The following is a 24,154-nucleotide window of genomic DNA, read 5'->3' on the forward strand; positions in this document are numbered from 1 at the left end:
CATTTGCTTTGCTAGCGTTATCTTGCTTGATAACATTTTTTCGATTCAATTGAACCGAATTTATTGTGATTACATCTTGCTTGTTCAGTTTTCAAGGTTCATTTTAAGTCGCTTATTCAGCAACTCTTATATCTTATCACTTCAAGTTGTTTGTGTCAACAACTTTTTTTGAAAGATTTAAATTTTACTTTTGCCATCATTTTGACGACTTAATTATTATATCAACAAAATTTATTAAATGCAAGCATTTTTTATTTCGTTTCAAATTAAGTTGTTTTAACAACAAAACTAACTATACGCTTCTTTTTAAAAGCGGTCAACCTTTTTATTAAAATAATTTTTAGCAAAACCCTTTATACTAATAAAATCTTTTTAGTGCTATTTCAAACATCATTTTCCAATCTTTTATTCAAATAAAAATCCGAAACCATATACGGTTTCGGATTTCTTCATACTATTATAAACGATTTATTTTTCTTCTTTTGCTAATTGATCAATAACATTTTGAGCCATTTCTAAATAAAGTTGACCTGTCGAATGATTTCTAGCATAAACAGATGGTGCAAAATCTGCTTCAATAATATCTGGTTGACCTAGTGGAATTTGACCAAGTAATTGTGTACGTAATTCAGAAGCTAGCTTAGTACCGCCACCTTTACCAAATACGTATTCTTTTTCACCCGATACTTCTGATTGGAACCATGACATGTTTTCAACTACACCTAAAATATGATGTTGTGTTTTAATTGCCATTGCACCCGCACGTGCTGCAACGAATGCTGCTGTTGGATGTGGTGTTGTTACAACAATTTCATATGATTCAGGTAGCATTTGGTGAATATCAAGTGCCACATCACCTGTACCTGGAGGTAAGTCTAATAGTAAGTAATCTAAATCGCCCCACTCTACATCACGGAAGAACTGATCTAATACTTTACCTAACATTGGCCCGCGCCATACGACTGGTGCATTGTTTTCAACAAAGAATCCCATTGAAATCATTTTTACGCCAAAACGCTCTACCGGGAAAATGCGGTCATTTTCTACGCGAGGCATATCTTGCACGCCCATCATATCAGGAACACTAAATCCATAAATATCCGCATCAATTAGACCAACTTTTTTACCTAATCGCGCTAATGCTACAGCAAGGTTAACAGATACAGTTGATTTACCAACTCCACCTTTACCAGAAGCAATTGAGATAAATTGCGTTTTATTTATTGGAGATAATAAGTCTTGCGCCTCTGAGCGCGTTGCTGTTCCACGGAATTGTTCTAATACAGACGCATCTAATTCTGCAAAACGGATACCTACTGTTTTGAAACCCGCTTCTTTTAATTCATTTACAATATCCATTTGGAAAGTTAATTGTTCAGGTGTACCTAATTTTGCAATCGCAACCTTCACACTAACATGTTCTTTTTCTTCTTTAATGCTTACTTCAAGTACCCCATTTGTTTCAGCTAATGTTTTATGTAAAATGGGATCTGTAAAACCACCAAGTAATTCACGGACTTGTTGTTCATTAATCACAATCTAACACTCCTCATAATCTTGTTTATATCGAATCAAGTATAACATAATTGCCGAAAAAACCCTTCATACTTTGTCACGAGGTTGTTACGTACCAGCCATTCGAATTTTACATAAATGTAATTTTACAGAGACTCTTTTAGCGCTATATTATGTAGTGTACATATCTCATATAAAGAAAGGTTTTTTATGAATACTTCTAAACAACGTATTTTTGTTTTCGATAATGTAAAAGCGCTTCTCATTATACTTGTCGTATTAGGTCATGCAGCAGATTATTATACAGACCACTTTGAATCAATGCGTATTTTCTTTTTCTACATTTATTTATTTCACATGCCACTATTTATTTTCTTAGCAGGGCTATTTAGTAAATCGATTATTTTAAAAGATCCCTTCCGTATTGAAAAAATAGCAAACTTCCTTGTTCTCTATTTTATAATGGAATTTATTTTTTACTTATTAATTCATTATTGGTTAGGTCGAGAAAATTATGTATTTAATCCATTTGTAGAAAATAGCGTACCATGGTTCATGTTCGCAATGGCAGTTTGGTTATGCTTAGGACGCCTCTTACGGAATTTAAAAGCTTCCATTGTCATTCCCGCAAGCATCATTTTAGCATTAGCAATTGGCTATACAAATATTGGCGATGTATTAGTAGGCTCAAGAATCATTTCATTCTTTCCGTTTTTTATTATCGGTTATTATATAAAACCAAATGATTTAGCGAACTTTCTACAATCTCCAAAATTAAAAATCGTATCAGCTCTTTCTCTTGTATTAATCGCTATCACAATTTATTTAAATATCGATACATTATATGATATGCGTAATTTATTAAGTGGTCGGAATGCATATAGCCAGATTCGCATGGGTATCGATATTTCTGGATCAGGCGCAATTATGCGTTTGTTAACGATGGTCGTAACGACTTGTATGTCTATCGCTATTCTCTCATTGATGACTCAAAAGCATACTTGGTTTACTGTAATCGGCGAACGCTCACTTGCTATTTACTTTTTCCACAGGCCGCTACTATTTCTTTATCATCACTATCATGTAAATGATTTTTTAAAAGGCATTTTCCCGCATGCATGGCTATGGATTTATTTAGGAGTTTTTGCGCTCGTTGCAATCTTATTAGCAGGAAAACCATTTACCTTACTATTACAAAAAATAGAATTACGTGTAGAAAAAGTTTTAAAACGCCATAAAAAACGGAATCGCACTAAGCGATTCCGTTTTTTTATTCTTAAATTGGAACTTTCACAACAGCATCGCCTTCAACAACTGTTTTACCATGCTGATTTGTTACTGTTGTTAGTAGTTTTACAATATCTTTTTTAATGAATTCCGCAACTTCAACCTTAGCTGTTACGGTGTCGCCAATATAAACTGGGCGTGTAAATTTTAAATTTTGACCTAGATAAATTGTACCTTCACCAGGAAGCTTCATACCGATTGTTGTTGAAATTAACGAAGATACAAGCATCCCATGTGCAACGCGATCCTTAAAGATTGATGCTTCACCTGCAATTTTATTAATATGTATCGGATTTAAATCACCTGAAATACCTGCGAATTGATAAACATCAAATTCACTAATTGTTTTTGAAAATGTTGCTGTCGAACCAATATCAAATTTTACAACCATAAGTAATCCTCCAATAATCAAATTTAAAATATGTTTATCAAATCATAACTAATTTTGAGATAAAAGTAAATAATTAACATTAAAAGAAATAAGAAAAACCACTCCCATAAGAGAGTGGTTTTTGTATTCTGTAAACGAAAGATTAACGTTTTGAGAACTGAGGTGCACGACGAGCGCCGCGTAGACCTGGTTTTTTACGTTCTTTCATACGAGGGTCACGAGTAAGTAAACCTGCAGATTTAAGTGCTGGACGGAAATCAGGGTCAACTGTTAGTAACGCACGAGCGATACCGTGGCGGATAGCGCCAGCTTGACCTGTGAAACCACCACCGTTAACATTTACAAAAATGTCATAGCTTCCAAGAGTTTCAGTTGCTACTAATGGTTGTTTGATAATTTCGCGTAAAGTTTCGAATGGTACGTAGTTTTCAACTGCGCGATTGTTGATTACGATTTTGCCTTCGCCTGGTACTAAACGTACGCGGGCAGTAGAGCTTTTACGACGGCCTGTGCCGATATATTGAACTTGTGCCAAGATATTGTCCTCCTCTAATAATTATCCGCGAAGCGTATAAGCTTCTGGTTGTTGTGCAGCGTGTGGGTGTTCAGCGCCAGCATATACATGTAATTTTGTGAAAGTTTGACGACCTAAAGAGTTTTTAGGAAGCATGCCTTTTACAGCTAATTCAAGCATTTGTACAGGATATTTTTCTTTCATTTCGCCTGCAGTACGTTGTTTTAAACCGCCTGAGTATTGAGTGTGACGGTAATAAATTTTACCTTGTAATTTGTTACCTGTTAATTGGATTTTTTCAGCGTTGATGATGATTACATGATCACCTGTGTCAACGTTAGGTGTGAATGTTGGTTTATTTTTACCACGTAAAATAGCTGCTACTTCTGAAGCTAAGCGACCAAGAGTTTGGCCTTCAGCGTCAACAACATACCATTTACGTTCTACTTCGTGGCCTTTTGCCATGAATGTTGTACGCATCATTGTTAGTATCCTCCTACAATTTCAATATTAATTCTAATTCTATAAAATCTGTTCCAATTGTTTTCTTTATCCTCATAAGAAAAGATTCGGGGCTTATCTTGTGGGGTAATGAAAATACCATACATCATCTTATAACACTGAGCAACTTAAGTCAAGCATTTTCAAAAAAACACTAGGCGATGTTGTTCTAATTTGGATAATGTACTTTTTCTAGGTATAAACCTTGTGGCGCCGCTGTTTTACCAGCGGTCTTCCGATTCATCGATGCCACAATTTGTTCAATTTCTGCTGGTTCTCGCTTAGAAATTCCTACTTCCCACAAAGTTCCGGCAATAATTCTCACCATATTATACAAGAATCCATTTCCTCGAATAATCATGTGTAACTCTTCACCGTGCCATTCAAAGTCTAATGCCTCTACTGTACGAACTTTATCCTTCACTCCCGTGTTGGCAGCACAGAAGCAAGAAAAATCATGTGTGCCAATAATATACTGAGCAGCTTCTTTCATCCTTGCGATATCTGGTTTATGACCATTCGTTGCTGTCGTGTAATATCGACGGAATGGATTTAAAATTTTTTCACATGACCAAATATATCGATATTGCTTTCCGTGTACGCTGTAACGTGCGTGGAAATCCTCAGCAACCTCTTCTATTTCTAAAAAACGAATATCATGTGGTAGTTGGACATTTAGTGCTGTTACGTAACGATCTACAGGAATCGTTAATGTCGTATCAAAATGTAGCACCTGACCTAACGCATGTACGCGTGCATCTGTACGCCCACTTGCCGTCACATGAATCGTTTCTTTACTTTTATGCATTCTTGTTAATACTTTTTCGATTTCTTCTTGCACAGTACGCTGATTTGGTTGTACTTGATACCCAGCAAAATTTGTACCATCATATGAAATCGTTGCTTTCAAACGTCGCATATTGCCCTCCTAATTGCGTAAAAATACGAGTAATCCTGTTACTAGCACTAATACGACAAGTGCTAATGTATCTCGAAGATTCCATTTCAACTGACGATAACGCGTACGACCGTCGCCCCCGCGATATCCTCGTACTTCCATAGCTGTTGCTAAATCTTCTGCACGCTTAAAGGCACTAACAAAGAGTGGAACAAGTAAAGGCACCACCGCTTTAATACGGTCTTTAATCGGTCCAGAAGTCATATCCGATCCACGTGCCATCTGAGCCTTCATGATTTTATCGGTTTCATCCATTAGTGTTGGAATAAAGCGTAGCGCAATCGACATCATCAACGCCAGCTCATGCACAGGTAATTTTATTTTTTTAAACGGATTTAATAACATTTCCATACCATCTGTAATGGCAATCGGTGATGTTGTTAACGTTAAAATAGATGTCATAAACACTAATACAAGGAAACGAATTGAAATAAATATCCCTTGTCGTAGCCCCTCTTCATGAATCTCAATAAATTTCCAATCCACTAAAACGGCGCCACCTTTTGTGAAGAAGACATGAATAAACAATGTAAATACAAGTAGTATCATGACGGGCTTTAAGCCGTTGATTAAGTAACGTAATTTAATTTTCGATATAGTCATCACAAGAAATGTAAATGCTAATAGTACCGCATATGACCACACATTATTTGCTAAGAATACGGCAACAATAAAAATAAAAACAAATAATAACTTCGCACGCGGATCCATTTTGTGCACAATTGAATCTCCTGGTAAGAAGCGTCCAAAAATCATTTTACCCATTATTGCTCACGCTCCTTAACAGCCTTTGCAAGCGTTTCTGCGAGTTCTTCCTCTGTTAGACAAAGCTTTGGAAGAGAAAAGCCTAAACGTGCCTCTAAACGCTTCTGAAAACGAATAATATGTGGTACCTCCAAACGAAACTCAGCAAGTTTTGTTGCATCACTAAAAATTTCGAGTGGCTTTCCTGTTAATACACAGCGCCCATTATACATAATGGCAATGTGGTCTGCATAACGTGCTGCATCTTCCATGCTATGTGTTACGAGAATCATTGTTAAGTTTTGTTCTTTATACAATTTATAAAACAATTCCATGATTTCTTTTCGACCACGTGGATCAAGACCAGCAGTTGGCTCATCCAGTACAATGACATCTGGTTTCATTGCAAGTACACCTGCAATCGCCACACGACGCATTTGACCACCTGATAGATCGAATGGTGATTTTTCAAGCACTTCTTCTGGTAATCCAACAAGCTTGGACATTTTACGTGCTCGTTCCTCAGCTTCTTTTTCATCAACACCAAAATTCATTGGGCCAAACATAATATCCTTTAGCACCGTTTCTTCAAACAATTGATGCTCAGGAAATTGAAACACAATCCCAACTTTTTGACGAACGGGACGTAAATCTTTTGGTTTCTTTTTATATTCAATAATTGCACTACCAATTCGTACTGTACCTTCAGTAGGCTTCAACAATGCATTTAAATGCTGTAGAATGGTTGATTTTCCCGAACCTGTATGACCAATAATCGCTTGATAACTTCCACTAGGGATTAATAAATCAACATCAAATAACGCACGCTTTTCAAAAGGAGTGCCCACACCATAGCTATAACTTACTTTTTGAAGTTCGATATCCATATATCATTCACCAACTCTTCTTCTGTCATATAGCCACCTTCAAGTGTGACTCCCTGTTGCTGTAATAGCTTAACCATTTTAATTGGAAATGGTAAATCTAATCCTAATTTAACAAGTTCATCTCCTAAATCAAAAATTTGCTGTGGTGTTCCCTCTGCAAACTTTCGACCACCATTCATGAACAGTAAACGATCTGCAAGCATTGCTTCTTCCAAGTCGTGTGTAATTGATAATACTGTTAATCCAGTTTCTTCACGTAGCTTATGAACAGTATTTAAAACTTCTGCGCGCCCTTGCGGATCCAACATCGATGTTGCTTCATCTAAAATTAAAATACGTGGACGTAATGCCAAGGCACCTGCAATTGCGATACGTTGCTTTTGACCGCCGGATAAATGTTGTGGCTCATTATCTAAAAAATCCTCCATTTTCACTTGAGCTAATGCTTCGTGTACACGTTTCACCATTTCTTTATGCGGTACGCCATTATTTTCTAAAGCAAATGCCACATCATCTTGTACCGTTGCACCAACAAATTGATTATCGGGATTTTGGAACACCATCCCCATTTTTGAACGAATATCCCAAAGATTCTCTTCATTCATCGGTTGGTCTAGTACACTAACGCTTCCATGTTGTGGAAATAATAACCCATTAATAATACGTGCTAACGTGGACTTTCCAGAACCATTATGCCCAACAATAGCAATCCATTCCCCTTCATAAACTGTAAAGGAAACATCTTCTACTGCATTTTTCACTTCTGGCTGATCAGGTGTGTATGTAAATGCAATATTTTTTAGTGATAGTATTTCATCCATGTTGAAACTCCTCTCTTGCTCGACAATTCTCTACTCTACATTCTAACTGAGCTCACTATTTATAGCTATTCTATACAAAAAGAAACGACTTTGCCACAAGAGACAAAGTCGTTTAGGTGTCATATTTTAAAATAAATAAAAAAAGCGCGCACCCTATCCAGAGAAACGCGCAAAAATCGAAAGTCTCCTTATAGGTTGCTCAGACCTATAAGTGGATGGGGTGCGTAGAGCTAAACGAGACAGCCTCAACTGCTCATCATAACACTCAGCTTTTTATATTGTCGTATAAATCATTTTGGTTTTTAAAAAAAGAGGGTGCAAAGTTCATTTGATGCGAACAGTACACCCTCCACCGCATTAGTTAAGATTAAACTAATTCAATCACAACTACTGGTGCACCGTCACCACGACGTGGACCAACTTTCATAATGCGAGTATAACCGCCTTGACGGTCAGCGTAGCGTGGAGCTACATCATCAAATAACTTTTGAAGTGCGAAAACAGTTTGTTCGTTACCTTCAGCGTCAGTTGTAGTAGCTAACTCACGACGGATAAATGCTGCAGCTTGACGACGAGCGTGTAAGTCACCGCGTTTACCTAGAGTAATCATTTTTTCAACTACTGAACGTAATTCTTTTGCACGAGTTTCTGTTGTTTGGATGCGTTCGTTAACGATTAAGTCTGTTGCTAAATCGCGAAGCATCGCTTTACGTTGAGAACTTGTACGGCCAAGTTTTCTGTAACCCATGGATATTTCCCTCCTTTGTTCAATTACTGATCGTAAAATTTATATTATTTAAAAGTTATGCTTAGTCTTCTTCACGTAACCCTAAACCAAGCTCTTCTAACTTCGCTTTTACTTCTTCTAATGATTTACGTCCTAAGTTACGTACTTTCATCATATCGTCTTCAGACTTGTTAGCAAGTTCAAGAACAGTATTAATGCCAGCGCGTTTCAGACAGTTGTAAGAACGAACAGAAAGATCTAATTCCTCGATAGTCATCTCAAGAACTTTTTCTTTTTGGTCTTCTTCTTTTTCAACCATGATTTCAGCAGTTTGCGCTTCATCAGTTAAACCAACGAAGATGTTTAAGTGCTCGGTTAAAATTTTTGCTCCGAGCGAAATCGCCTCTTTAGGACCGATGCTGCCATCTGTCCATACATCAAGTGAAAGTTTGTCGAAGTCAGTCGATTGACCAACACGAGTATTTTCCACTGTGAAGTTGACGCGTGATACTGGAGTGTAAATAGAGTCGATCGGGATAACGCCGATAGGAAGATCCTCGCGTTTGTTTTGATCAGCTGGAGTGTATCCACGTCCACGTTGTGCATACATACGCATGCGAAGATGACCATTATTAGCAACAGTTGCAATGTATAGATCTGGGTTTAAAATTTCTACGTCACTGTCGTGAGTAATATCAGCGGCAGTAATCACTCCTGAGCCTTTGAAATCAATTTCAATGACTTTTTCTTCATCAGAGTAAATTTTTAAAGCTAGCTTTTTAAGATTCAAAATAATTGAAGCAACATCTTCTACGACACCCTCAATAGTAGAGAATTCGTGTAGTACGCCGTCAATTTGAATTGATGTAACAGCAGCTCCTGGTAAAGAAGACAGAAGGATACGACGTAGTGAATTTCCCAAAGTAGTTCCATAACCACGTTCAAGTGGCTCCACAACAAACTTGCCGTATTTTAAATCATCACTGATCTCAACGGTTTCAATCTTTGGTTTTTCAATTTCGATCATTCAATTTACCCTCCTTAATAAAACATCGAATGTATGGTATCAATCCATCATTTGTTTGTTAAAATCGAATGTCAATCAAATAAGATTGTCCTAATACAAAGTTAGTGCATATGATAGTTTAACTTAATTCTAGATTAAGTTGCAACTATTAATTATACACGACGACGTTTTGGTGGGCGGCAACCGTTATGAGGTACTGGAGTTACGTCTCTGATAGCTGTAACTTCTAAACCAGCTGATTGAAGTGCACGGATTGCAGCTTCACGGCCAGCACCAGGACCTTTAACAGTTACTTCAAGAGTTTTTAAACCATGTTCCATTGCAGTTTTAGCAGCAGCTTCTGAAGCCATTTGAGAAGCGAATGGAGTAGATTTACGTGAACCACGGAAACCTAGAGCACCAGCTGATGACCATGAAATTGCGTTACCTTGTACATCTGTAATAGTAACAATTGTGTTGTTGAAAGTAGAACGGATGTGAGCAATACCAGCTTCGATATTCTTTTTCACACGACGTTTACGAGATTGTTGTTTACGTGCCATTGTTATGCGTGACCTCCTTTACTTAATTATTTTTTCTTGTTCGCTACAGTTTTACGAGGACCTTTACGAGTACGAGCATTGTTCTTCGTATGTTGACCACGAACAGGTAAACCGCGACGGTGGCGGATACCACGTAATGAACCGATTTCCATTAGACGTTTGATATTAAGAGAGATTTCGCGACGTAAGTCACCCTCTACTTTATATGTGTCTAATTGTTCACGGATTTTGTTTAATTGATCTTCAGTTAGATCTTTAACACGGATGTTTTCGTCAACGCCAGCACCAGCTAATACTTGTTTAGCTGTAGCGTTACCGATACCGTAGATGTAAGTTAATGAAATTACAACGCGTTTTTCGCGTGGAATATCAACACCAGCAATACGTGCCATGTACGATGTGCACCTCCTTTATTATTATCCTTGTTTTTGTTTGTGTTTAGGATTTTCACAGATTACCATTACTTTACCACGTCGGCGAATAACTTTACATTTTTCGCAGATTGGTTTCACAGATGGTCTTACTTTCATCTTACCTAACCTCCTTAGTGGTCCGGAGTGCAAAAGATTATTTAAAACGGTATGTGATACGACCGCGAGTTAAGTCATATGGAGATAATTCAATTGTTACTTTATCTCCAGGAAGAATGCGGATAAAGTGCATACGGATTTTGCCACTCACGTGAGCAAGAACTGTATGTCCATTTTCTAATTCTACCTTAAACATCGCGTTTGGCAAAGTTTCAAGAACTGTGCCTTCGATTTCAATTACATCGTCTTTCGCCATCGAGCCTGTCTCCCTTCTATATGCAATGCAGGTTCTCATCGTTAAATTCAAACGAATTCAGCCAAGTGTTCTTGTGAAATACTCGTCTAACATATGTTTGGATTATATGAGAGATGTTCGAAAGACGTCTGGGTTCGATCTCACATCCCTGGAAAAAATCCCAGAATCAGTATCCATAATGTCAACGCGATCACTTGGAATGTATATCCTTGGATGAGATCTGTGCATACCTGTAATCTACAGATACTTTACACGAAACCCATTATACCCCTTCAGAATTAATATTGCATCAAGGACAAAGGGAATCCTTCGAACGATACAATAATTCATCAGTGCATAGACCGGGCACAATATGCTTTTGCAGCTCTCGAAATTTAAATTCCGTTTTGCTACCGCAGCACGTTTCCTTGCCGAGGCAGAGTTTCCTGCGCCCGAGACTCGGGTATTAGTTGCGGCTGCTCTTTAAAAGAGCGTCAACATCAGCAAAGACATCATTGATATCTTTCTGACCGTCAATATCTGTTAAAATTTGTTTTTTGTTATAAAAATCAAGCAATGGTTGAGATTGTTTGATGTTTACTTCTAGACGATTAGAAACCGTTTCTAGATTATCGTCTGCGCGTTGATAAAGTTCTCCTCCATCTTTGTCACATACGCCTTCAACTTTTGGTGGGTTGAAAACTAAGTGATAAGACGAGCCACATACTTTACAAATACGACGACCCGTTAAGCGTTTAATCAATTCATCTTGGTCTACCTTAATGTTAATCACGTCTTCAACTTTGCGTCCAAGATCTGCTAAGATTTGATCTAAAGCTTCAGCTTGTTCAATTGTACGTGGGAAACCATCTAGTAGGAATCCTTGATTGCAGTCAGGTTCAGCTAAGCGTTCACGAACGATACCAATCGTCACTTCATCAGGTACAAGAGCACCTTTATCGATGTAAGATTTCGCTTCTAAGCCAAGTTCTGTGCCATTTTTCATAGCGGCACGGAACATATCGCCTGTAGAGATATGAGGAATGTCGTACTTTTCAATAATTTTGTCTGCTTGAGTACCTTTACCGGCACCAGGAAGACCCATTAAAACGATATTCATACGGTAAATCCTCCAATATATAATTTATGGTTGTATCAGGAACATCCGAAAATGCCCCCAAGCCAACCAAAGTTATTTCATAAAACCTTTATAGTGTCGTTTAGTTAATTGTGATTCAAGTTGAGTCATTGTTTGAAGAGCTACGCCCACAACGATGATTAAACTTGTACCACCAATTTGTGCTGATTGTGGAAGACCCCCAATGTTAACGAATAAAATCGGTAACACAGCAACAATTGATAAGTAAATTGACCCTACAAACGTTAAGCGATATAACACACTTGTAAGATACGACTCTGTATTCTTCCCTGGACGAATCCCTGGAATATAAGCGCCTTGATTCTTCAAGTTATCTGCTACCTTCTCAGGATTCACTTGAACGAATGCATAGAAATATGCGAATGCAATAATCAATGCAACGTAGATTATCATACCAACAGGTTTTGAATAATCAAAAGTGTTCTGAATGAAAGTAGCAACCTCACCATCACCAAAGAAAGATGCAATTGTTCTAGGTGTTACGATAAATGCAACAGCGAAGATTACTGGGATAACCCCAGCTGCATTAACTTTAAGTGGTAGGTGGGATTTTTGCGCTCCACGAATATTGCCACCAGAACCTTTAGAGTATTGAATTGGAATTTTACGACTTGCACGTTCGAAGTAGATAACTCCAACAACAATAGCTAAAACAACTAAAGCAATAAGCGCAAATTTGACAATGTTAAGGAACAATTGATCCCCAGCATTTTCAAATTCTTGAGCATAGATTTGATTAACTGTATTTGGTAATGCTGCAACGATCCCCGCGAAGATGATAATGGAAATACCATTTCCCACACCTTTTTCAGTAATCTGTTCGCCTAACCACAATAGAAATGCTGTTCCAGCAGTTAACACAATGGCAATTGTAAGATAAGTTAGAAAACCTTCTTCACTAATCAACATACCGCTATACATACGGTTGAAACCATATGACATAGCGATAGATTGAATGAATGCTAGGACAATTGCAAAGTATCGTGTAAATCGAGCACTTTTCTTACGCCCAACTTCACCTTGTTTTGACCACTCAGTGAACTTTTTCACAACATCCATTTGTAACAGTTGAACGATGATTGATGCCGTAATATAAGGCATAATTCCCATCGCGAAAATAGAGAAGTTCTGGAGAGCTCCCCCACCAAACATATTAAGGAAACCGACTAAACTTTGTTCATCGGTTTGCTTTAATACATCTGCATCCACATTTGGTACCGGGATAAATGTTCCTATACGGAAAATCACCAACATCAAAAGTGTGAAAATGATCTTATTTCGGATATCTCTAACGCGGAATAGGTTAGCGATAGTCTGAAACATTAGATCACCTCAATGTTTCCGCCAGCAGCTTCAATAGCTTCTTTAGCAGAAGCAGAGAATTTGTGAGCTTTCACAGTAAGTTTAGTTGTAACAGAACCGTTACCTAAAACTTTAATACCTGATTTTTCATTGCTCACAACGCCAGTTTCAACAAGTAAAGCTGGTGTTACTTCTGTGCCATCTTCAAAACGATTTAAAGCGTCAAGATTCACGATAGCGAATTCTTTACGGTTAATGTTTGTGAAACCGCGTTTTGGTAAACGACGGAATAATGGATTTTGACCACCTTCGAAGCCAGGGCGTACGCCACCGCCTGAACGGGCTTTTTGACCTTTGTGACCGCGACCAGAAGTTTTACCGTTACCTGTTGCGATACCACGACCTACGCGGTTACGTACTTTACGTGAACCAGCAGCTGGTTGTAATTCATGAAGTTTCATTAGAGGCACCTCCTTATTGTAAGATAAAAGATTAATTTTCAGTAACAGTTACTAAGTGTGCTACTTTTGCAATTTGACCGCGAACAGCGACGTTGTCAGCATGTTCAACAGTTTGTTGCATTTTACGTAAACCTAGAGCTTCAAGAGTTTTCTTTTGGCCTGGTTTAGAACCGATTGGGCTTTTAGTAAGGGTAATCGCTAATTTGTTTGCCATTGTCAATTTCCCTCCCTTAACCTAAAAGTTCTTCTACTGATTTACCACGAAGTTTTGCAACTTCTTCAGCTTGTTTTAGTTCAGATAAACCTTGGATTGTAGCACGAACCATGTTGATTGGTGTGTTAGATCCTAAAGATTTAGATAAGATATCTGTAATACCAGCAAGTTCTAGTACGGCACGTACTGGACCACCAGCGATAACTCCTGTACCAGGAGAAGCAGGTTTAATCATGATGTTACCTGCACCGAATTTACCCATCACTAAGTGAGGAGTTGTACCACCTACACGTGGAACTTCGATTAAGTTTTTCTTCGCATCTTCTACAGCTTTGCGAATAGCATCAGGTACTTCTTGTGCTTTACCTGTACCAAAACCTACATGGCCATTGCGATCTCCGACAACAACTAATGCAGTAAAGCGGAAACGACGTCCACCTTTAACAACTTTAGCAACGCGGTTAATAGTAACTACGCGTTCTTCAAGTTCAAGACTGTTTGCGTCAATAATGTGACCCATTGAATGTGAACCTCCTTCTTATTAAAATTCTAAACCATTTTCACGTGCAGCTTCAGCTAAAGCTTGTACGCGTCCGTGATATAAGTAACCGCCACGGTCGAATACAACCGCTTTGATGTTTTTGTCAGCAGCTTTTTTAGCGATAGCTTCGCCAACTTTTGTAGCAGCTTCAGTGTTGCTTGTAGTACCTTCAAAACCAGTTTCCATAGTTGAAGCAGATACAAGTGTAACACCTTGAATATCGTCAATAAGTTGAGCGTAAATGTGTTTGTTTGAACGGTAAACGTTTAAACGTGGACGTTGAGTTGTACCAGAAACTTTAGCACGTACGCGAGCATGACGTTTTTTACGAACTTGATTTTTATCTTGTTTCGTAATCACTAAAGGTCACTCCTTTCTAATGCTTATGCAGCATTATTTACCTGTTTTACCTTCTTTACGACGAACGTATTCGCCTTCATAACGAATCCCTTTACCTTTGTAAGGTTCTGGAGGACGTACGTCACGGATGTTAGATGCTAGAGCACCAACTTGTTCTTTAGAAATACCTTTAACGATAACTTTTGTGTTAGCAGGTACTTCGATTTCGATACCTTCACCAGGAGTAAATTCTACTGGGTGAGAGTAACCAACGTTAAGAACTAATTTTTTACCTTGCAATTGAGCACGGTAACCTACACCGACAAGTTCTAAAGCTTTCTCGAAACCAGCAGATACGCCAGTTACCATGTTAGCTAAAAGAGCACGAGTTGTACCATGATTTGTACGGTGTTCTTTTGAGTCAGAAGGACGTACTACAGTAATTACGTTACCTTCTTGCTCGATTTTCATATCTTTGTGGAAAGCACGAACTAATTCGCCTTTCGGACCTTTAACAGTTGCTACGTTTTCAGCATCCACTGTAACTGTAACTCCTGCAGGCACCTCGATGATTTTTTTACCAATACGAGACATTTCTTATTGCACCTCCATTCTTTTGTTGCTAATTACCAAACGTAAGCTAGAACTTCGCCGCCAACTTTTTTAGCGCGAGCTTCTTTATCTGTAACTAAGCCTTGTGATGTTGAAACTAGAGCAATACCTAAGCCGTTAAGAACTTTTGGCACTTCTTCAGTTTTAGCATAAACACGTAGACCTGGTTTAGAGATACGTTTTAAACCTGTGATAACACGTTCGTTATTTTGACCATATTTTAAGAAAATACGGATAATACCTTGTTTATCATCTTCGATATACTCAACGTCACGTACGAAACCTTCACGTTTAAGAATCTCAGCGATTTCTTTTTTGATGTTAGAAGCTGGAAGCTCTAATTTTTCGTGACGTACCATGTTCGCATTACGGATGCGAGTAAGCATATCTGCAATTGGATCTGTCATAGTCATTACATTTTACCTCCTTCCCAATTTAGGGGATTACCAGCTGGCTTTTTTCACGCCAGGAATTTGTCCCTTGTAAGCAAGTTCACGGAAACAAATACGGCAAAGTTTAAATTTACGGTATACAGAGTGCGGACGACCACAGCGTTCGCAACGTGTGTATTCTTGAACATTAAATTTTTTAGCACGTTGTTGTTTAACAACCATTGATTTTTTAGCCACGTTCTAGCCCTCCTATCTTATTTTTGGAATGGCATACCGAATTGAGTTAACAACTCGCGAGCTTCTTCGTCAGAGTTCGCAGTAGTTACGATAACGATATCCATACCGCGTACTTTAGAAACTTTATCGAAATCGATTTCTGGGAAAATTAATTGTTCTTTAACACCTAGAGTGTAGTTACCGCGACCGTCGAATGCTTTTTTAGAAACACCGCGGAAGTCACGTACACGTGGAAGCGAAATAGAGATTAATTTGTCTAGGAAATCGTACATACGGTCACCACGAAGTGTAACTTTAGTACCGATTGGCATACCTTCACGAAGACGGAAACCAGCGATAGATTTCTTAGCTTTAGTAATAACTGGTTTTTGACCAGCGATTAATGTTAATTCTTCAACTGCTGCATCTAGTACTTTAGAGTTTTGAACAGCGTCACCAACACCCATGTTGATTACGATTTTTTCTACTTTAGGTACTTGCATAGTAGAAGTGTATTCAAACTTGCTCATTAGAGCAGATGATACTTCATTTGTATATTTTTCTTTTAGGCGGCTCATGTGTGTACCTCCCTTCTATTATTAAAAATTAGTCGATCACATTACCTGATTTTTTTGCTACACGAACTTTTTTGCCATCTTCAACTTTGAAACCTACGCGAGTCGGCTCGCCAGATTTAGGGTCGATTAGCATTACGTTCGATACGTGGATCGCTGCTTCTTGAGAAACGATACCACCTTGTGGATTAAGTTGGTTTGGTTTCACGTGTTTTTTAACGATGTTAACACCTTCAACTAACACGCGATCTTTTTTAGGGAACGCAGATAAGATAACACCTGTTTTGCCTTTATCTTTACCTGAGATAACCATTACTTTATCGCCTTTTTTAACGTGCATTATGTCGCACCTCCTTGTTGGCACTTCCTTGAAATTAAAGAACTTCCGGAGCTAATGAAACGATTTTCATGAAGTTGTCATCACGTAATTCACGTGCAACAGGTCCGAAAATACGAGTTCCGCGTGGTGATTTATCATCACGGATGATTACACATGCGTTTTCGTCAAATTTGATGTAAGTACCGTCTTTACGACGCACGCCTGATTTAGTACGTACGATAACAGCTTTTACTACTTCGCCTTTCTTGACAACGCCACCTGGTGTTGCTTTCTTAACTGTACAAACAATAACATCACCGATGTTAGCAGTTTTACGGCCAGAACCACCTAGTACTTTGATAGTTAATACTTCTTTAGCACCTGAGTTGTCGGCAACTTTTAAACGACTTTCTTGTTGAATCACTTAGGTTACCTCCCTTCGGATCTTTACTGAATAAATACCGAAATTTATTAGATAATAACCGCTTCTTCTACAACTTCAACTAAACGGAAACGTTTAGTAGCTGATAGCGGACGAGTTTCCATAATACGTACGATGTCTCCAACTTTTGCTGTGTTGTTTTCATCATGCGCTTTGAACTTTTTAGAGTATTTTACACGTTTACCGTAAAGTGAGTGTTTCTTGTATGTTTCAACAACTACTGTAATAGTTTTGTCCATTTTGTCAGAAACTACGCGGCCTGTGTAAACTTTGCGTTGATTACGCTCAGTCATGCTTGCAAACCTCCTTTATCAGTTTAATCTGCACTGATTTCTCTTTCACGAATAACAGTTTTCATACGCGCGATAGCTTTACGAACTTCACGAATACGAGCTGTGTTTTCTAATTGACCAGTCGCTAATTGGAAGCGAAGGTTGAAAAGCTCTTCTTTCAGTGATTTTACTTTGTCTTCAATTTCAACAGTTGCAAGTTCACGGATTTCATTAGCCTTCATTAGATTCACCACCAATTTCTTCACGTTTAACAATCTTACATTTTACTGGTAATTTGTGAGCTGCTAAACGTAGTGCTTCGCGGGCTACTTCTTCAGTAACTCCACCGATTTCGAACATTACACGACCTGGTTTTACAACTGCTACCCAACCTTCAGGAGCACCTTTACCAGAACCCATACGTACTTCTAGAGGCTTTTTAGTGTAAGGTTTGTGTGGGAAAATGTTAATCCATACTTTACCGCCACGTTTTGTATAACGAGTCATAGCAATACGTGCAGCCTCAATTTGACGGTTAGTAATCCAGCTTGCTGTTTGAGCTTGTAAACCGAATTCACCGAATGTTACTGTTGTGCCGCCTTTTGATTGACCACGCATTTTGCCACGGTGTACACGACGGTATTTAACGCGTTTTGGCAATAACATAATTATTTGCCTCCTTCCACAGAGTTCTTTTTAGTAGGAAGGACTTCACCACGGTAGATCCATACTTTAACACCTAATTTACCATAAGTAGTGTCAGCTTCAGCGTGAGCATAATCAATGTCAGCGCGAAGAGTATGAAGTGGAACAGTACCTTCACTATAATGTTCCGCACGAGCGATATCAGCGCCACCTAAACGACCAGATACTTGAGTTTTGATACCTTTAGCACCTGCACGCATAGTGCGTTGAATAGTTTGTTTTTGTGCACGACGGAATGATACACGGTTTTCTAATTGACGAGCGATATTTTCTGCTACTAAGCGAGCATCAAGATCTGCACGTTTGATTTCAACAATGTTGATGTGTACGCGTTTGCCAGTCATGTTGTTAAGAGCTTTACGAAGTGCTTCCACTTCTTGTCCGCCTTTACCAATTACCATACCTGGTTTAGCTGTACTAATCGTAATGTTAATACGATTTGCAGCGCGTTCAATTTCTACTTTAGAAACTGAAGCTTCTTTTAAAGTTTCTTCGATGAATTTACGTACTTTGATATCTTCGTGAAGTAATGTTGCGTAATCTTTTTCAGCGTACCAACGAGATTCCCAATCACGAATGACACCTACACGTAAACCAATTGGATGTACTTTTTGACCCACGTATTATCCCTCCTTCTTCTCAGATACCACGATTGTAATGTGGCTTGTACGTTTGTTAATTGCGCTAGCACGTCCTTGTGCGCGTGGACGGAAGCGTTTTAATGTTGCACCTTCGTCAACAAATACTTTAGAAACAACTAGGTTGTTTACATCTAAATCATAGTTGTGCTCTGCGTTAGCGATTGCTGAGTTTAAAACTTTCTCTACTACTGGAGATGCAGCTTTAGGTGTGTGTTTTAAAATAGCGATGGCTTCACCGACTTCTTTACCTCGGATTAAGTCTACTACTAGACGTACTTTACGAGGAGCAATGCGAACTGTGCGAGCGATAGCTTTAGCTTCTTGTTGCATTAGTGTTTACCTCCTCTCTTAATTAGCGTACTTTAGTTGATTTATCGTCTCCGCCGTGACCTTTGAATGTACGTGTTGGAGCGAACTCACCTAACTTGTGTCCTACCATATCTTCAGTTACGTATACAGGAACGTGTTTACGTCCGTCATACACAGCGATTGTTTCGCCGATGAAGTTCGGGAAGATTGTAGAGCGACGAGACCAAGTTTTAATAACTTGTTTCTTTTCAGAATTGTTTGATGCTTCAACCTTTTTCATAAGGTGGTCATCAATGAATGGTCCTTTTTTCAAGCTACGAGCCATTTCGGAACCTCCCTCCATGATTCAACTACGATTCGAATGAATCGTAGCTTAATCACATTATTTTTTACGAGAACGAATAATAAATTTATTAGATTTTGCTTTTTTGTTACGAGTTTTGTAACCAAGAGCTGGTTTACCCCATGGAGTCATTGGTGATTTACGACCAACTGGAGCTTTACCTTCACCACCACCGTGTGGGTGATCGTTAGGGTTCATTACAGAACCACGAACTGTTGGACGTTTACCCATCCAGCGTTTACGACCCGCTTTACCAATTTTGATAAGTTCGTGTTGTTCGTTACCAACTTCACCGATTGTTGCACGGCAAGCTGCTAAGATCATACGTACTTCACCAGATTGTAAGCGTACGATTACGTATTTGTCTTCTTTACCAAGTACTTGCGCAGAAGTACCTGCAGAACGTACAAGTTGACCGCCTTTACCAGGTTTTAACTCGATATTATGGATTGTAGTACCCATTGGAATGTTAGCAAGTGGTAATGTGTTACCAACTTTAATATCCGCATCTTCACCAGATACGATAGTCATGCCAACTACTAGACCTTTCGGAGCTAGGATGTAGCGTTTTTCACCATCAGCATAGTTAATTAATGCGATGTTTGCAGATCGGTTAGGATCGTATTCGATAGTAGCTACTTTACCTACGATACCATCTTTATTACGTTTGAAATCGATGATACGGTATTGTTTCTTGTGGCCACCACCATTATGACGAACAGTGATTTTACCCTGGTTGTTACGACCAGCTTTGCGTTTTTTAGCAGCTAATAAAGATTTTTCTGGTTTATTAGTTGTGATTTCAGCAAAGTCAGATGACGTCATGTTACGACGGCCATTTGTGGTTGGTTTGTACTTTTTAATCGCCATGTGTATTCCCTCCTTTATTAATTAAGAATGCAATCTATATTACATTTCGAATAATTCAATTTCGCCTTCAGCTAAAGTTACGATAGCTTTACGACGTTTGTTAGTTAAGCCAGTATAACGGCCAACGCGTTTCTTTTTACCTTTGTAGTTCATGATGTTGACTTTCTCAACTTTAACACCAAAGATAGATTCAACAGCGTCTTTAACTTCTGTTTTGTTGGCACGAGTGTCAACTTCAAATGTGTATTTTTGTTCTGCCATTTGTTCTGAAGAGCGCTCAGTGATGACAGGACGTTTTAGTACTTCACGTGCTTCCATTAACCAAGCACCTCCTCAATTTTAGCTACAGCATCTTTAGTGATAACAACTTTGTTTGCAGATACTAGATCTAAAACGTTGATACCTTCAGCTGTTAGAACAGTTACGCCTGGGATGTTACGAGCAGATAATGCTACGTTTTCATTCACGTCAGCAGTAACGATAAGTGATTTAGTTGCTACTGATAAATCAGCAAGAACTTTCACGAAATCTTTAGTTTTTGGTGCATCTAGAGTTAGAGCATCAACAACTACGAAGTTTGTTTCAGCAACTTTGTTAGAAAGAGCTGATTTAAGTGCTAAGCGACGAACTTTTTTAGGAAGTTTGTATGCATAGCTACGTGGTGTTGGACCGAATACGATACCACCACCGCGCCATTGTGGAGAACGGATAGAACCTTGACGGGCACGGCCAGTACCTTTTTGACGCCATGGTTTACGACCACCACCAGAAACTTCTGAGCGACCTTTAGTTTTGTGTGTACCTTGACGTAGAGAAGCGCGTTGAGCGATTACTGCGTCGAAAAGTACAGATTCGTTTGGTTCGATTCCGAAGATAGCATCGTTTAATTCGATTTCACCTACAGAAGAACCTGTTTGACTAAGTACATTTACTTTTGTCATTCCTGTTTCCTCCTTTCTTCGGAAAATTAGTTAGCTTTAATACCAGATTTAACTGTGATTAACGCTTTTTTAGAACCAGGAACATTACCTTTAACTAGTAATAAGTTGCGTTCTGTATCAACTTTTACGATTTCTAAGTTTTGGATAGTTACAACGTTGCCACCCATTTGACCAGGTAAATTCTTTTGTTTGAATACGCGGTTTGGAGCAACTGGACCCATTGAACCAGGGCGACGGTGGTAACGAGAACCGTGGGCCATAGGACCACGTGATTGACCATGACGTTTAATAACACCTTGGAAACCTTTACCTTTAGTAACACCTGTTACATCTACTACATCGCCTTCTGCGAAAATTTCAACTTTGACTTCTTGACCAATCTCGTACTCAGCTAAGTCAGCATTGCGAATTTCGCGAATGAAGCGCTTAGGAGCAGTGTTTGCTTTAGCTACGTGTCCTTGTTCAGGTTTGTTAGATAATTTTTCTCGTTTATCTTCGAAACCGATTTGGATAGCTTCGTAACCATCTGTATCAACTGTTTTCTTTTGAAGAACTACGTTTGGAGTAGCTTCGATTACAGTTACAGGGATTAAATCACCGTTCTCAGCGAAGACTTGCGTCATACCGATTTTTCTACCTAAGATTCCTTTGGTCATGTGTCACACCTCCTGAAGATATTTAAAATTAATTTTATTTTTTACCATGCATTATAGTTTGATTTCGATATCAACGCCTGATGGTAAATCTAATTTCATTAACGCGTCAACAGTTTGTGGTGTTGGGTTAACGATATCGATTAGACGTTTATGCGTACGCATTTCGAATTGTTCACGTGAGTCTTTATATTTATGAACCGCACGTAAGATTGTGTAAACTGTTCTTTCAGTTGGTAGTGGAATCGGACCTGATACACCAGCACCTGAACGTTTTGCAGTTTCAACGATTTTTTCAGCAGATTGATCTAAAATTCTGTGATCATATGCTTTTAAACGAATACGAATCTTTTGTTTTGCCATTATTTTCCCTCCCTTTTCGCCTATTTCCTAGACAATTCTCCACGGAAATTTTCCAACCACGCGCCATGGCAATGCGGCCGGGTGTGTCGGTAACCTCCCGTTTCATCGCAGTCAAAGACCAACATTTATATTATACATAATCTACGTATCGAACGCAATAACTTTCTTTAAAAAAATTATTTACGCTATTCTATGTGGTTCTTTTCTTGAATTTGAATTTACGTCTGCTTTTTTAACGTTTTCTAGTATATAAAAAATTAGCGCAGAAGGCAACCTTTTACCCTTCGAAATTAAGAAAAACCATTTTTCTGTCAATTCAAGCACAAAAAAATGATTTTTCTTCTATATATAATATAGTTCCTATGAAAAGAACATAATTGCTACCCAGCCAGAAATTAATAGTGGAATATTGAAAATGAATAAAGTCGGAATACAGGTATCGCAAATATGATCATGCTGACCATCAACATTTAATCCAGCTGTGGGGCCCAACGTTGAATCAGAAGCTGGAGATCCTGCATCACCTAATGCTCCTGCCGTACCTATCAATGTAATAATTGCTGCAGCACTTAAACCAAAGCTTTCTGCTATTGGTACAAAAATAGATGCAATAATTGGAATAGTCGCAAATGAAGAACCAATTCCCATATCGATGAAAAATCCAATTAGTAACATTAGTAAAACAGCTAAAGCTTTATTATCACCAAGCATTGTTTCCGCAGCAGATACTAAACCGTCGACATCTCCTGTAGCTGTAACAACTGCTGCAAAACCACTTGATGCAACCATAACCATTCCGATAAAAGCCATTAAACGCATGCCATCTGTTAAAATACTATCGGCTTCTTTCCAACGAATAGCACCAGTAATATATAAAATCAATACACCAGTTAATGCGCCTAAAAACATTTGCCCTGTCTCTAATGGTACTAATGCCGGAATTTGTACTAACACTGTTGCAATTAATGCAATAACTGTTGAAATAATATTTTTTCTACTTACTTTAACGATAAGTTCACTTTCTACATTAATTTCTCGATATTTACGTGGTTTACGAAACGCAAAAAACGCAATGATCAATCCAATTAACATGCCGATTGCTGGAATTAACATCGGTCCATAAACATCAGTGCGAGAAATATCTAATCCTGCTGATGAAATATTATCTGCTACAATCCCTTGATAAACAAGCCCAAAACCAAATGGCAAACTCATATATGGTGTAATTAAACCAAATGCTAAAATACAAGCAATCAAACGACGATCAATTTCCAACATATTTAAAATTTTAATAATTGGGGGAATTAACAAAGGAATAAATGCAATATGAATAGGAATGATATTTTGTGAGGATACAGCCATTAATAATAAAACAATAAAGATAAGCGCCTTTACTAGAGCTGATTTTTGTGAATCTCCACTTCGTTTCACTACTTTTAAAATTGCTGATACTAGCAATTCAGATATCCCGGTTTTTGAAATTGCAACAGCTAGACCACCAAGCATCGCATAACTTAATGCTACCTCTGCCCCATCGCCTAAACCACCTATAAATGTCTCTAATGTTTTACTTAATGACATTCCCGAAGTTAAGCCACCAATAAGTGCCCCAATCGCTAATGAGAAAACCACATTAATGCGAAGAACACTTAATATTAGCATAACCAATACAGCAACAATGACTGCGTTCATCAATGTCACCTACTTTCTAATTTTTTGACTCATTCGCCATTATAATGAACGTAAGATTTCATGTCAATTTTCCGTAAAAAAAAAAGCATATGCAGCAAATGCTACATACGCTTT

At 38.4% G+C, this 24,154-nt stretch carries 39 protein-coding genes; 1 reads left to right on the top strand and 38 read right to left on the bottom strand.

The window, feature by feature from the left end:
- Positions 1-468: 468 nt before the first annotated feature.
- A complete protein-coding gene (locus tag ACFSY7_RS08915) occupies positions 469-1,536 on the bottom strand; it encodes an Mrp/NBP35 family ATP-binding protein (RefSeq protein WP_158621066.1) in 1,068 nt (355 codons plus the stop codon).
- 189 nt (positions 1,537-1,725) lie between these two features.
- On the opposite strand from ACFSY7_RS08915, the gene ACFSY7_RS08920 reads away from it, so the two are divergent.
- Complete coding sequence (locus ACFSY7_RS08920; RefSeq protein ID WP_380147648.1) at positions 1,726-2,886, top strand: acyltransferase family protein; 1,161 nt, start codon at positions 1,726-1,728, stop codon at positions 2,884-2,886.
- Here ACFSY7_RS08920 and ACFSY7_RS08925 read toward each other — a convergent pair.
- The 37 genes from ACFSY7_RS08925 to ACFSY7_RS09105 form a co-directional block, all read right to left on the bottom strand.
- Positions 2,792-3,193: a MaoC family dehydratase gene (locus tag ACFSY7_RS08925; protein WP_380147649.1), complete on the bottom strand. Its 402-nt coding sequence runs from the start codon at positions 3,191-3,193 to the stop codon at positions 2,792-2,794. The genes ACFSY7_RS08920 and ACFSY7_RS08925 overlap by 95 nt on opposite strands.
- A 142-nt stretch (positions 3,194-3,335) precedes the next feature.
- A complete protein-coding gene (gene rpsI, locus ACFSY7_RS08930) occupies positions 3,336-3,728 on the bottom strand; it encodes a 30S ribosomal protein S9 (protein WP_126991949.1) in 393 nt (130 codons plus the stop codon).
- 21 nt (positions 3,729-3,749) lie between these two features.
- Positions 3,750-4,187, bottom strand: coding sequence for a 50S ribosomal protein L13 (gene rplM / locus ACFSY7_RS08935; protein ID WP_126992054.1), 438 nt, complete (start codon positions 4,185-4,187; stop codon positions 3,750-3,752).
- Positions 4,188-4,377: 190 nt separating this feature from the next.
- Positions 4,378-5,127 (bottom strand): tRNA pseudouridine(38-40) synthase TruA, encoded by a 750-nt coding sequence (gene truA, locus ACFSY7_RS08940; protein WP_380147650.1) that lies wholly within the window; start codon positions 5,125-5,127, stop codon positions 4,378-4,380.
- 9 nt (positions 5,128-5,136) lie between these two features.
- Complete coding sequence (locus ACFSY7_RS08945; protein ID WP_380147662.1) at positions 5,137-5,934, bottom strand: energy-coupling factor transporter transmembrane component T family protein; 798 nt, start codon at positions 5,932-5,934, stop codon at positions 5,137-5,139.
- A complete protein-coding gene (locus ACFSY7_RS08950) occupies positions 5,931-6,797 on the bottom strand; it encodes an energy-coupling factor ABC transporter ATP-binding protein (protein WP_126991952.1) in 867 nt (288 codons plus the stop codon). Before ACFSY7_RS08950 ends, ACFSY7_RS08945 begins: the two co-directional genes overlap by 4 nt.
- Positions 6,773-7,618 carry an energy-coupling factor ABC transporter ATP-binding protein gene (locus ACFSY7_RS08955; protein ID WP_380147651.1) on the bottom strand — a complete coding sequence of 282 codons (846 nt, stop codon included), beginning with the start codon at positions 7,616-7,618 and terminating at the stop codon, positions 6,773-6,775. Before ACFSY7_RS08955 ends, ACFSY7_RS08950 begins: the two co-directional genes overlap by 25 nt.
- Before the next feature lie 367 nt (positions 7,619-7,985).
- Entirely contained in the window at positions 7,986-8,366 is a 381-nt protein-coding gene (gene rplQ / locus ACFSY7_RS08960; RefSeq protein ID WP_010290381.1) for a 50S ribosomal protein L17, read from the bottom strand.
- 61 nt (positions 8,367-8,427) lie between these two features.
- On the bottom strand, positions 8,428-9,372 hold the full coding sequence (locus ACFSY7_RS08965; RefSeq protein ID WP_010290382.1) for a DNA-directed RNA polymerase subunit alpha: 945 nt from the start codon (positions 9,370-9,372) through the stop codon (positions 8,428-8,430).
- 152 nt (positions 9,373-9,524) lie between these two features.
- Complete coding sequence (rpsK, locus tag ACFSY7_RS08970) at positions 9,525-9,914, bottom strand: 30S ribosomal protein S11 (RefSeq protein WP_126991954.1); 390 nt, start codon at positions 9,912-9,914, stop codon at positions 9,525-9,527.
- Between the two features lie 26 nt (positions 9,915-9,940).
- A complete protein-coding gene (gene rpsM, locus ACFSY7_RS08975; RefSeq protein WP_029500576.1) occupies positions 9,941-10,306 on the bottom strand; it encodes a 30S ribosomal protein S13 in 366 nt (121 codons plus the stop codon).
- A gap of 24 nt (positions 10,307-10,330) precedes the next feature.
- Positions 10,331-10,444 (bottom strand): 50S ribosomal protein L36, encoded by a 114-nt coding sequence (gene rpmJ, locus ACFSY7_RS08980; protein ID WP_000868344.1) that lies wholly within the window; start codon positions 10,442-10,444, stop codon positions 10,331-10,333.
- Between the two features lie 37 nt (positions 10,445-10,481).
- A complete protein-coding gene (infA, locus tag ACFSY7_RS08985; RefSeq protein ID WP_010290388.1) occupies positions 10,482-10,700 on the bottom strand; it encodes a translation initiation factor IF-1 in 219 nt (72 codons plus the stop codon).
- A 445-nt stretch (positions 10,701-11,145) separates the two neighbouring features.
- Positions 11,146-11,799 carry an adenylate kinase gene (locus ACFSY7_RS08990; RefSeq protein ID WP_380147652.1) on the bottom strand — a complete coding sequence of 218 codons (654 nt, stop codon included), beginning with the start codon at positions 11,797-11,799 and terminating at the stop codon, positions 11,146-11,148.
- 72 nt (positions 11,800-11,871) lie between these two features.
- A complete protein-coding gene (gene secY / locus ACFSY7_RS08995) occupies positions 11,872-13,161 on the bottom strand; it encodes a preprotein translocase subunit SecY (protein ID WP_126991956.1) in 1,290 nt (429 codons plus the stop codon).
- Complete coding sequence (rplO, locus tag ACFSY7_RS09000) at positions 13,161-13,601, bottom strand: 50S ribosomal protein L15 (protein ID WP_126991957.1); 441 nt, start codon at positions 13,599-13,601, stop codon at positions 13,161-13,163. Before rplO ends, secY begins: the two co-directional genes overlap by 1 nt.
- 31 nt (positions 13,602-13,632) lie before the next feature.
- On the bottom strand, positions 13,633-13,815 hold the full coding sequence (gene rpmD, locus ACFSY7_RS09005; RefSeq protein WP_029500580.1) for a 50S ribosomal protein L30: 183 nt from the start codon (positions 13,813-13,815) through the stop codon (positions 13,633-13,635).
- Positions 13,816-13,831: 16 nt separating this feature from the next.
- A complete protein-coding gene (gene rpsE, locus ACFSY7_RS09010) occupies positions 13,832-14,335 on the bottom strand; it encodes a 30S ribosomal protein S5 (RefSeq protein ID WP_126991958.1) in 504 nt (167 codons plus the stop codon).
- A 21-nt stretch (positions 14,336-14,356) separates the two neighbouring features.
- Complete coding sequence (rplR, locus tag ACFSY7_RS09015; RefSeq protein ID WP_126991959.1) at positions 14,357-14,716, bottom strand: 50S ribosomal protein L18; 360 nt, start codon at positions 14,714-14,716, stop codon at positions 14,357-14,359.
- 33 nt (positions 14,717-14,749) lie between these two features.
- A complete protein-coding gene (rplF, locus tag ACFSY7_RS09020) occupies positions 14,750-15,289 on the bottom strand; it encodes a 50S ribosomal protein L6 (RefSeq protein ID WP_126991960.1) in 540 nt (179 codons plus the stop codon).
- Positions 15,290-15,321: 32 nt separating this feature from the next.
- Positions 15,322-15,720, bottom strand: coding sequence for a 30S ribosomal protein S8 (gene rpsH, locus ACFSY7_RS09025; RefSeq protein ID WP_029500584.1), 399 nt, complete (start codon positions 15,718-15,720; stop codon positions 15,322-15,324).
- A 30-nt stretch (positions 15,721-15,750) separates the two neighbouring features.
- Positions 15,751-15,936, bottom strand: a complete 186-nt coding sequence (locus tag ACFSY7_RS09030) for a type Z 30S ribosomal protein S14 (RefSeq protein WP_029500585.1) — start codon at positions 15,934-15,936, stop codon at positions 15,751-15,753.
- A 17-nt stretch (positions 15,937-15,953) separates the two neighbouring features.
- Complete coding sequence (gene rplE, locus ACFSY7_RS09035) at positions 15,954-16,493, bottom strand: 50S ribosomal protein L5 (RefSeq protein WP_126991961.1); 540 nt, start codon at positions 16,491-16,493, stop codon at positions 15,954-15,956.
- A gap of 28 nt (positions 16,494-16,521) precedes the next feature.
- On the bottom strand, positions 16,522-16,830 hold the full coding sequence (gene rplX, locus ACFSY7_RS09040) for a 50S ribosomal protein L24 (RefSeq protein ID WP_126991962.1): 309 nt from the start codon (positions 16,828-16,830) through the stop codon (positions 16,522-16,524).
- A 34-nt stretch (positions 16,831-16,864) separates the two neighbouring features.
- Positions 16,865-17,233, bottom strand: a complete 369-nt coding sequence (gene rplN, locus ACFSY7_RS09045) for a 50S ribosomal protein L14 (protein WP_029500588.1) — start codon at positions 17,231-17,233, stop codon at positions 16,865-16,867.
- Between the two features lie 47 nt (positions 17,234-17,280).
- Complete coding sequence (rpsQ, locus tag ACFSY7_RS09050) at positions 17,281-17,544, bottom strand: 30S ribosomal protein S17 (RefSeq protein ID WP_010290404.1); 264 nt, start codon at positions 17,542-17,544, stop codon at positions 17,281-17,283.
- Positions 17,545-17,567: 23 nt separating this feature from the next.
- Entirely contained in the window at positions 17,568-17,765 is a 198-nt protein-coding gene (rpmC, locus tag ACFSY7_RS09055; protein WP_010290406.1) for a 50S ribosomal protein L29, read from the bottom strand.
- Positions 17,755-18,189, bottom strand: coding sequence for a 50S ribosomal protein L16 (gene rplP / locus ACFSY7_RS09060; RefSeq protein WP_126991963.1), 435 nt, complete (start codon positions 18,187-18,189; stop codon positions 17,755-17,757). The genes rpmC and rplP overlap by 11 nt, the downstream gene beginning before the upstream one ends.
- 2 nt (positions 18,190-18,191) lie before the next feature.
- Positions 18,192-18,848: a 30S ribosomal protein S3 gene (gene rpsC, locus ACFSY7_RS09065; protein WP_126991964.1), complete on the bottom strand. Its 657-nt coding sequence runs from the start codon at positions 18,846-18,848 to the stop codon at positions 18,192-18,194.
- Between the two features lie 3 nt (positions 18,849-18,851).
- Positions 18,852-19,199 carry a 50S ribosomal protein L22 gene (gene rplV / locus ACFSY7_RS09070; protein ID WP_126991965.1) on the bottom strand — a complete coding sequence of 116 codons (348 nt, stop codon included), beginning with the start codon at positions 19,197-19,199 and terminating at the stop codon, positions 18,852-18,854.
- A 22-nt stretch (positions 19,200-19,221) separates the two neighbouring features.
- Entirely contained in the window at positions 19,222-19,503 is a 282-nt protein-coding gene (gene rpsS / locus ACFSY7_RS09075; RefSeq protein ID WP_029500593.1) for a 30S ribosomal protein S19, read from the bottom strand.
- Between the two features lie 57 nt (positions 19,504-19,560).
- Positions 19,561-20,391, bottom strand: a complete 831-nt coding sequence (gene rplB / locus ACFSY7_RS09080) for a 50S ribosomal protein L2 (protein WP_380147653.1) — start codon at positions 20,389-20,391, stop codon at positions 19,561-19,563.
- 39 nt (positions 20,392-20,430) lie between these two features.
- A complete protein-coding gene (rplW, locus tag ACFSY7_RS09085) occupies positions 20,431-20,709 on the bottom strand; it encodes a 50S ribosomal protein L23 (protein ID WP_126991967.1) in 279 nt (92 codons plus the stop codon).
- Positions 20,709-21,332 (bottom strand): 50S ribosomal protein L4, encoded by a 624-nt coding sequence (gene rplD / locus ACFSY7_RS09090; protein ID WP_126991968.1) that lies wholly within the window; start codon positions 21,330-21,332, stop codon positions 20,709-20,711. The genes rplW and rplD overlap by 1 nt, the downstream gene beginning before the upstream one ends.
- A gap of 26 nt (positions 21,333-21,358) precedes the next feature.
- Complete coding sequence (rplC, locus tag ACFSY7_RS09095) at positions 21,359-21,988, bottom strand: 50S ribosomal protein L3 (RefSeq protein ID WP_139995837.1); 630 nt, start codon at positions 21,986-21,988, stop codon at positions 21,359-21,361.
- A 51-nt stretch (positions 21,989-22,039) separates the two neighbouring features.
- Positions 22,040-22,348 carry a 30S ribosomal protein S10 gene (gene rpsJ, locus ACFSY7_RS09100; RefSeq protein ID WP_126991970.1) on the bottom strand — a complete coding sequence of 103 codons (309 nt, stop codon included), beginning with the start codon at positions 22,346-22,348 and terminating at the stop codon, positions 22,040-22,042.
- A gap of 360 nt (positions 22,349-22,708) precedes the next feature.
- Positions 22,709-24,040: a Na+/H+ antiporter family protein gene (locus ACFSY7_RS09105; protein WP_380147655.1), complete on the bottom strand. Its 1,332-nt coding sequence runs from the start codon at positions 24,038-24,040 to the stop codon at positions 22,709-22,711.
- Positions 24,041-24,154 lie beyond the last annotated feature (114 nt).

It is taken from the genome of Kurthia populi, from assembly GCF_042686175.1.
In the GTDB taxonomy this organism is placed as follows: domain Bacteria; phylum Bacillota; class Bacilli; order Bacillales_A; family Planococcaceae; genus Kurthia; species Kurthia populi.